The sequence below is a fragment of the Nonomuraea sp. NPDC004702 genome (assembly GCF_053601695.1).
The window spans coordinates 20,522-29,552 of record NZ_JBSGCE010000088.1 but is presented as its reverse complement, the minus strand read 5'-3'; the positions used below and the strand labels follow the sequence as shown (position 1 = coordinate 29,552).

2 protein-coding genes are annotated in these 9,031 nt (G+C 72.5%); both read right to left on the bottom strand.

What is annotated here, in order from left to right; all coding sequences use genetic code 11:
* On the bottom strand, window positions 1-5,590 hold a 5,590-nt coding region (locus ACWEJ6_RS48615), incomplete at its 3' end, for an RHS repeat domain-containing protein (protein ID WP_452432216.1).
* Window positions 5,591-5,609: 19 nt separating this feature from the next.
* Entirely contained in the window at window positions 5,610-8,897 is a 3,288-nt protein-coding gene (locus ACWEJ6_RS48610; RefSeq protein WP_452432214.1) for a LamG-like jellyroll fold domain-containing protein, read from the bottom strand.
* Window positions 8,898-9,031: the final 134 nt, after the last annotated feature.

The following is a 9,031-nucleotide window of genomic DNA, read 5'->3' as shown; positions in this document are numbered from 1 at the left end:
GCCGCGCCGCCGCCCGGGCCGCCGCGAGCGCCGCCCGCCGGGCCGCCGCCTGCGCCAGCTTCCTGGCGATGATCCGCGCCGCGATGCGCGCCGCGATGCCGACGGCGATCCAGAACAGCTGGCCGTCGGGGTCGCTCATGCTGACGGGGCTGTTGTTGGCGTAGGCGTAGGCGTTGAGCTGCTGCGGGTCCTCCTCGTCGATGATGGGGTCGACCGACAGGAAGCGGCCGTTCTTCGGGTCGTACTCGCGGGCGCCCAGGTGCACGAGCCCGGTCGTCGGGTCCTTGGTGCCGCCGACGAACGACCGCTGTCCCGGCCACCATGGCGGCGGCGATCCCCGGTCCTCGCCGAACGGCGTCATCCGCCGGACGGCCAGCTCGCCGGTGCCGCCGTTCACCGCGGCCTGCGCGGTGCCCTGGTGGTCGGCGGCCAGGAAGTAGACCTGGTTGTCGGGCGTGCGGACCGCGATCGGCTCGCCGTTGATGGTGTAGTAGCGGGTCTGCTCGACGGCGTCCTTGGCGAAGTCGAAGCGCAGCTCCATGTCGTCCACGTACAGGGTGGCGTCCGTGGCGGTCTTGCGCAGCAGCCGGTCGCCGTCGGCGTCGTAGACGAACGACGTCGTCTTGCCGGCCTCCGTGACCGACTCCAGGTTGCCCTCGGCGTCCCAGACGAGGGCCTGGTCGGACGTGCCGACCTTGCGCCTGGTGGTGTTGCCGGCCTCGTCGTAGGCGAACAGGTCGGCCCCGATGCTCTGCACCGCGTGCGGCTGCTTGGCGCCGGCCGCCGGGTAGACCGAGGTGCGCACGGTCTCGGGCGCGCCGCCCCAGGCGTGCTTGGTCTCCTTGACCCGGTTGCCGGTGGAGTCGTAGGCGTAGCTGACCGCGTACGGCGCCACGCCGCCGATCTTGTCGGAGGCCGGCGTGCCGCTGGCGCAGTCGTCGTTGGCCGTCCACGCCGAGGTCATCCGGCGCAGGTGGTCGTAGGTGAAGCACTGCGTGTCCTGGCCGCCCGCCCGTTCGGCGATCTTGGTGACGTTGCCGGCGGCGTCGTAGGCGTAGTTGAGGTCAAGGTCGGTGGCGGCGGCGCCCTCCCGGTCCAGCCGCATCCTGGTCAGCCTGCGGGTGGACTCGTCATGGGTGTAGGTGAGCCAGGTCTTCTTGCCGCCTGAACCCAGCTCGTACTGCAGGGTCTCGCCGAGCTTGGAGTAGCGGGTCGCGGTCACGTACGACGACAGCCCGCTGACCTTGGTCGGCTGGCTGAGCTCGTCGTAGGAGTAGACCACCGACTCGGCCTCCAGCCCGCCCCCGGCCGGGAAGCTGACCGACTGCACCTGGTCGTCGAGGGTGTAGCGGGTGTTGAGCACGTACGAGCCGGCCAGCTTGCCCTCCCGCTCGGGGACGGTCACCGTCTCGCGCAGGGTGCGGTAGTCGGAGTCGATGGCGTTGATCTCCGCCTTGTACGCCTGCCCGCCCGCGTACCGGATGCTGGCGTTCATGTGGCCCTTGGCCAGCGCGTCGTACTTCCACTCGGCCAGCAGCGCGCCGGTGGCCGAGCCGTCGCGCAGCTCCTTCTTGCGGCCGAGCTCGTCGTAGACGTACCAGAGGGTCTTGCCGCGGGCGTCGGTGGTGCTCACCAGCTCGTCGGCGTCGTTGTACGTCATCGTGGTGACGCCCTTGTCCGGGTCCTCCGTCTTGATCTCCCGGCCGCGCACGTCGTAGTGGTGGCGCCACACGTTGCCCGCGGCGTCGGTCACCGTGGACAGCCGGCCGGCGGGGTCGTAGGTGTACTTGGTGGACTCGTACGGGCCCGTCGGGGTGGCGCCCTTGTACTGGCGCAGCTCGATGAGCCGGTCGTCGGCGTCGCCGATGCGGGTCGTCGCGGTGCCGCCCGCCGGCGGCGTGATGGTGACGCGGTCGCCCTGCTGGGTGGCCGAGACGCGGTACTTCTCCACGCCCTTGGCCTTGAGGATCTGGGCGTTGACCTCGCCCGCGCCGTCGAAGACCGACACGACCTGCGTGGGCACGTCGGTGTCGGCGACCGCGAGCAGCTCGGTGGCGGGGGTGCCGGTGGCGAAGTAGCCGGTGTTGGACTTGCTCACCTCGCCGAGCGAGTTGTAGAAGGTGTCGGTGATCGTGCGCCCGTCGCGCAGCGCCGGGTCCTGCGTCTGGTCGTCGCGGGGGGCGGGTTCCTGCGTCTGCCGCTCGCGCATCAGGCCGTCGTACAGCTCGTGGCTGACGGTGTAGCCGCCGTCGGCGCGCAGCGTCTTGGTGGTGACCACGCTGGGGCCGTCGGTGCGCATGGTGTAGGCGTACTCGGTGCTGGGCGACTGGCCGGCGGCCTTGCTGCGGTCCGGCTGCCAGACCTTGACCAGGCGGCCGAGCGCGTCGTGCTCCATGTCGGTGCGCCGGCCGTTGGCGTCGACCTCGGCGACCGGCTCGCCCCAGGCCGGCTCGACGAGGGTGCGCTCGACGTGGCCGAGCTGGTTGGTCTCGACGATCTCCGTGGCCTGGGCGCCGGTGGCCGGGCTGTAGGTGATGGTGGACTTCGTCCCGACCGGGCCGGTCTCGCTGGTCTCGCGGCCGTAGACGTCGTAGGTGTGGGTGCTGTCGGTGACGGTCGACCCGTCGGCCGCGCCGAGCTGCTGGACGGTGGTCACGTCGCCCTTGGTGGGCGCCTGGCCGTAGGCCTTGTTGTCGTACTGGACCCGTTCGTCGGAGATCACCTCTCCGGCGGCCAGGGTCGAGACGGCGGTGCCGCAGCCCGCGGCGACCTTCTGGATCCTGCTGGCGTAGTCGAGCATCCAGGCGGTGTCGTTGCGGGCGTAGGTGTAGCGGGTGCACTGGTCGTCGTCGGCGGTGGCCAGGTCGCCCTTCTCCTCCACCTGGGTGAGCAGGCCCTTGGCGTCGTACGAGCGCTCCTCGCCGGTACGCCGCCACGCCCCGCCCGCCAGCGCCGTGCGGGTCACCATCGACTTGGGCTCGACGACGTAGGCGGTCTTGGTGACGCCGCCCTGGGTGGACTCGGCGGTCTTGAGCGACCAGGGCTCCTCGGCGGTCGCGGTGAGCACCGTCGCGCTGTCGCCGTCGTAGAGGATCTCCTCGCGTTCGAAGCCGGACAGCTGGTCGAGGTCGTCCAGCTTGCCGCCCTCGGTGTCGACGACCTGCGCGACGCGCTTGGAGCCGTCGGCCTGCCTGTCGCCGTGCATGCCGCGGAAGTACCTGAACTCGGTGAGCGTGCGCCGGGTGTCCTGCCCGTCGCCCTCACGCACCCGGACGCGCCCGAACCCGCGCCAGTCCGACCAGGTGCGCTGCTCGGGCTTGACGAGGATGTTGTCGGCGTAGTGCCAGGCCGCGCCGTCGAGGTACTCGTAGTCGGTGACCACGTTCGGCGAGCCGGCGACGCGGTCCACCTCGACGGTCTGGGTGACGACGTACTTGTGGAACCAGTCGGTGACCTCGCCCTCGTCGGGCGGCGCCCAGCGCTGCGGGAAGCACAGCCGGTTGTTCTTGTCGGCCGCGGCGGGCACGTCGCCGGGCTTGCAGTCGGCCGCGGCGTAGTTGACCCGCAGCTCGCCGCCGGTCTCGTTGTTCACCGCCTGGACCCGCCACTTGACCAGCGGCGCGCGTCCTTCGTTGGCGTCCACCCGGTTGGGCAGCTGAACGCCGCTGAAGGTGATCTTCGGCATGGTGAGGGTGCCGCCCACGTGGCCGCTCTGCTGCACCGAGGCCAGCCACAACGACGGGCTGAGGCCGTCGCCCGTGGCGGGGAACTGGTGGGTCAGCGTCCAGGAGTCGACCGGGCTGTACTGGCCGGAGGCGTTGAGCACCTGCGTGGTGACCTTGGCCAGGCGCTTGCGCGTGAAGAACGTCGGCGACAGCCGGTCGGTGCACTTGATCCCGGCGTCGCAGATCTGGTCGAACGGCACGTCCGGCCAGGATGCCGCGGTCTCCTTCTTGAGCTGGTCGGCGGCGCAGGTGACGGTGCCGGAGGGCAGGCAGCGCTCGGCCACGTCGAAGACCACCCGGGCGGCCGGGGCCTTGGTGAACAGCTCGTTGCTCAGGTAGCCGTAGTCGACGCGGGTGAGGTACGCGCCGCGCACGTACACGGTGCCCAGCTCGGGCTTCATGCTGCGGCCGTAGTAGTTCTTCTCGTTCTCGTACCAGTACGTGGTGGCGTTGCCGTGGGTGTCGACCGCGTAGTCGAGGTTCCACCGGTAGGCCTGCTGGCACCAGGCGTTTGCGGGAGTGCTGGAGTAGCACGGCTCGCCGCTGTTGTTGCCGAACACCGGCACGGTCTGCACCGACTTGGTCTCCGGCTTGCCGGTGACCCAGCCGGGCAGGCGGTTCAGGCCGAAGCTGTACTGGGTGCCGTCGGCGGTGGTGACCCGCCAGTACTCGCCGTTGTTGTCGCCGTTGGCGGCTCCGGTGAGGTACTCGATGCGGGTGCCGTCGTCGCGCTTGGGCCGCCACTGCTTGGTGGTGGCGTCCTTGACCAGCTCGACGGCGGAGTTGCCGAGCGACAGGGTGGCGTTGTCCTGGTCCCAGCACAGGTCGCCGGTCTTCTTGCCGTCGATCATGCACGCCTTGTAGCGGCGTTCGACGTAGCCGCTGGGGTTGAGCTCGAAGCCCTCCCCCACCCAGGACGGCTGGTTGTTGGTGGAGACGGTGCGGCCGTCCACGCTCTGGGAGGAGTAGTCGAGCGACAGGTCGGGCTCGTCGCCGCCCAGGGCGGGCGGGGTGCGCAGGTCGTAGCTCCAGGAGAAGTCGCCGGACTGGTTGCCGACGCTCCAGCTCGCCGAGGCGGCCAGCGAGGTGGCGGCGTGGTCGCCCGACGGGCCGGAGGCGGCGGCGGTCACGGCGTACAGGCCGGTGGTCTCGACCTCGGCGGTCAGCTTGCCCGCCTTGGCGTCGTTGTCGCTCCTGACCGGCCGCGGCGCGGCGCAGGTGGCGGCGGCCCTGGCGTCGAGCGCGCACTCGTCGAGCTTGACCATGCGCAGCCGGGCGCCGTAGTCGCCGCCGAAGGCGTACCGGAAGCCGGAGTAGTCGATCTCCAGCCGGGTCTTGCCGGACGCCTTGGCCGCCGTGACGCCCTGGCCGGGCGAGACGCGCATCGCGACGCCGAGCAGGTCGGTCCTGAGCAGCTCGACCTTGACCGGGACGGCCTCGGCCGCGGCCACGCCCTTGGCGGCGGGCGCGAGCCGCACCGGGAACCCGGCGGAGAGCGCGGCGGCGCTCTCGGCGCCGCCCAGCTCGGCGGTGCCCGCGGCGGGCCAGGCGACCTTGGGCGGGGCCTTCCACGCCTGTTCGGCGGCGGGATCGGCGAGCGGCGGCAGGACGGGCACCTTCCCGCCCTTGACCGGCGTCTCCTTCTGCACCGTGGGCGCCTTGCGGGGCGCGGCGGAGGCGGGCATCGCGTACGCCATGGGCGCCAGGAGCACGACCGTGAGCACGGTCGCCAGCCTGCGCGGCCAGGCGGTCTCGGGCTTGACGCCCTCGAAGCGGTTCCAGCGGGGGTCGGGGGCGTCGGGCTCGGCGGCGGGCTGCTGAAAACGATTCCAGTTGGGCTCTGGCAGGTCTAACTCACTGTCCACGGATTCTCCCAGGGAGGGGCTACTGGGCTGCTAGCTGGGCTATCTGCTCGGCGCTGAGCACGCCGTCGTACGTGCGGACGTCGTCGACGGTCCCCGGCCAGTAGCCGGTGAAGACGCCCGCGGTCTTGCTCCGGCCCAGTTGCAGGGGGCCGGTGGCGGTCCAGGTGCTCACGTGGGGGGTGACGGTGGTGGCCGACAGGCGGCCGTTGACGTAGACGCGCAGCTCGCCGGCCAGGGCGTCGTACACGCCGGCGACGTGCGTCCACTCCAGGGGGGCGGGGACGGCGTCCGAACGGGTGCGGACGAGGGCGGCGGTGTCGGTGTCGGCGGCGGCCATGCCCAGGGCCCACCGCCCCTGTTCCTTGTCGAAGCCGAGCTGGAACCCGGCCGCCCTGGCGCCCGGCTGGGCGACGGCCGCGGTGTCCTTGGCGGGCAGGTAGTCGAGCTGGGTCCAGACGGCGACGGTGAACCCGGAGCCGGTGGCGACGGCGGGCGCGGCGGTCTGGGCGTAGCCGGTCGCGCCGTCGAGCGCGAGGGCGCCGTCCAGCCAGCCGTCGGTCCAGGTGGCGGCGCCGGCCAGCGCGGCGGGCGTGGCCCGGCCGGAGGAGTCGGCCGCCGACAGGCCGCCGTCCTCGTCCAGCTTCCAGTGGCCGACCAGCGTGGCGGCGCTGTTCACCAGGTCGGCGACCTCGTCGGCGAACATGGCGCGGCCGTAGAGCCGCACGTCGTCCACGTCGCCGGGCCAGAAGTCGGCCGCCGCGCCGGCCGCCTTGCCGCGGCCGATGGTCAGCGGGCCGGCGGCGTTCCACGGCGCGGGGACGGCGGCCGAGGACTCCAGCCGGCCGTTGACGTAGAGGGAGATCTGGCCGGCCGCCGAGTCGTAGACGCCGGCCAGGTGGGTCCACTCGTTCAGCCGGGGCGCGGCGGCCGACAGCGCGCGCACGGCCGTGGCGGCGTCGGCGTCGGCGCCGGTGACGGCCAGCGCCCAGCGGTTGTCGGCCTTGCTGTACTGCAGGGAGAACGCGCCGGTCCGGCCGCCCTCCTGGGTGACGGCGGTGGCGGAGGCGGCGGTGCCGGTCAGCCGGACCCAGGCGGCGACGGCGAAGTTGCGGCCGGTGTCGGCGACCGGGCCGCCGGTCTGCGCATAGGCGCCCGCCAGCCGCAGCGCGCCGCCGGTGCGGCCCGAGGTCCAGGTGGCGCCGTACAGGGTGGCGGGGTGGGCGCCGGCGGCGTCGGCGGCGGTGCCGCCCTGGCCCTCGTCCATGGGCCAGTGGCCGGCCGGTCCCCGCCCGGCGTTGACGTTGAAGACGTACGTGCGGATCGGGCCGAGCTGCCCGGCGCGGTCCTTGCTGCGCACCGACAGGACGTTCGGGCCGTCGTGGCGCGGGGTGAGGGTGATCGCGGCCGTGCCGTCCTGGGCGGGCGGGACCTCGGTCTTGGGGGTGGTGTCCAGGCCGTAGACGTAGGCGGCGACGTCGGTGACGCCGTTGGGGGCGAAGGTGAACCGGCCCGCCAGGCCGACGCCGTCGCTCCAGCCGTTCTCGGTGAACCGGTCGGAGGACACCTCGGGCTCCCGGCCGGGGGCGGTGGCGTCCACGGTGGCCTCGCACCAGGGGCTCCAGGCGCTGTTGGCCTTGCCGTCCTCGGCGCGTACCCGCCAGCGGACCAGCGCGCCGTCGGCGTACAGGCTCTGCGGGACGAGGGCGGAGAAGGCCGTGCCGGTCGAGCCCACGGGGGTCAGGTACTCCCCGGCCTTGGTCCCGTCGGCGCGGTACCACTCGAAGCGGCCCCTGACGGAGTTGTCGGCGTCCTTGAGCCGGGCCCAGAGCTTCGGCGTCGGCGTGCTGATGACCGGCCGGTCGTCGCCGGAGACGCACGGGCCGCCCGGGTCGGACCAGGCGTCGGCCGCCACCGGGTCGGCGGGCAGCGAGTTGTACTCGATGACCAGGCTCGGGTTGTTGCGGAACTTCTTCCAGGCGTACTGGTCGGTCTCGCTGGTGGCGCGGAGGCCGACGGTGATGTTGGCCCACTTGTTGGCGGCGGCGTCGGCGACCTGGGAGGTGACGTCGAACTCGACGCCGCCGGGCAGGCAGGCCGAGCCCCAGCCCTTGGCCACGTTCACCGTGGACAGCTTCTTGACCCACTTGGGCTGGTTGCTCCAGGTGGTGCTCTTGCTGATCGTGTTGGTGGACCACGCCTCGACCGCGCGGGCGCTGCACGAGTACGACCAGGTCTCGTACGTGCGCAGCGTGCCCTTGATGATCTGCTTGCCGTGGATCGTGGAGCCGGTGTTCATCTGGAAGAACGAGCGGTTGGTCTGCGAGTTGACGTGCCCGACGCGGGCGACGTCGCTGGAGTTGAGGTAGTTGGAGCTGGGCCAGTTGCTCCACACGGCGGTCCAGGCGCCGCGGGCGGCCGAGAAGTACGGGTCCAGGAACACCGGGTACCGGGTCTTCGGATCGCTCATCATCGCGCGGTCCGGCCGCAGCCGCAGCTTCCTGCCGTCGAGCGAGACGCCCATGGTGGCCTGGCGGGCCTCGGGCGCGCGGCCCTCCTTGACCGCGGCCTCGCCCGCGCCGGTCGAGTCCCACATCGTGGGGGTGGGCGCGATGAAGATCGTGCCGCCGGTGCGGTCGACCGCCTCCAGGTTGCCCGCCTTGTCGGCGGTCAGCGACAGGCCGCTGACCGACAGCGGGAAGTCCAGGTCGGGCAGGGCTCGCGCGGCGGCCCGCGTCTTGACCACCAGGACGTGGGAGAAGCCGTCCACGTCGGCCGTGACCCGCAGGTCCACGCCGGGCAGCACCTCGGGGTAGGTGGCGGTGTCGCCGTCGAGCGAGGGCCTGGGCAGCGTGCCCGGCCAGCTCAGCTCCAGGGCCTTGCCGCCGCGGTACAGGCGGGCGAGCGGGCCGCCGCCCCCGCCGGAGAAGGTCAGCCCGGCCGCCGTCGCCACCGGCTCCACCGCGCCGTCGGGACGCAGGCGCAGCGTGGTGTCCACGGGCACCCAGCCGGCGGCCTGGCGGACGCGGACGGGGCGGGCGTGCTGTTCGAGGGTGAAGGTGCCGTCCGGGCGGGCGAAGACCTGGCGGGTCTCGCTGCGCATCGACTCGATCTCGACCGGCCGGCCGGTGCGCCTGGCCGTGGCGGTCGCGGCCGTCTCCGGCGCGAGAGGCGCGGAGAGCGCGACGGGCGCGGGGGGCGCGCTCGCCGCCGGAGGCGCGCCTGCCTCCGGCGGCTCCGCGCCGGCGGGCGGCACCGCCGGGATCGTGAACGCCAAGACAGCCGCGACCAGCCCACGCCCAACCCGCATCGGTCCTCGCATGTCGACCAGAGGTCCGCGCGGGACCAGGCGATCTTCGATTGACGAACGGATTGTCACCCGCGTAATGCCGTACGTCTAGATCTTCTGGCGAAATTCGCCATAAGTTGGGACATGTCTGGAAG

Bases quoted from the DNA above. Each gene is read 5' to 3' on its own strand.
- ACWEJ6_RS48610 (WP_452432214.1), bottom strand. From the start codon at position 8,897: ATGCGGGTTGGGCGTGGGCTGGTCGCGGCTGTCTTGGCGTTCACGATC.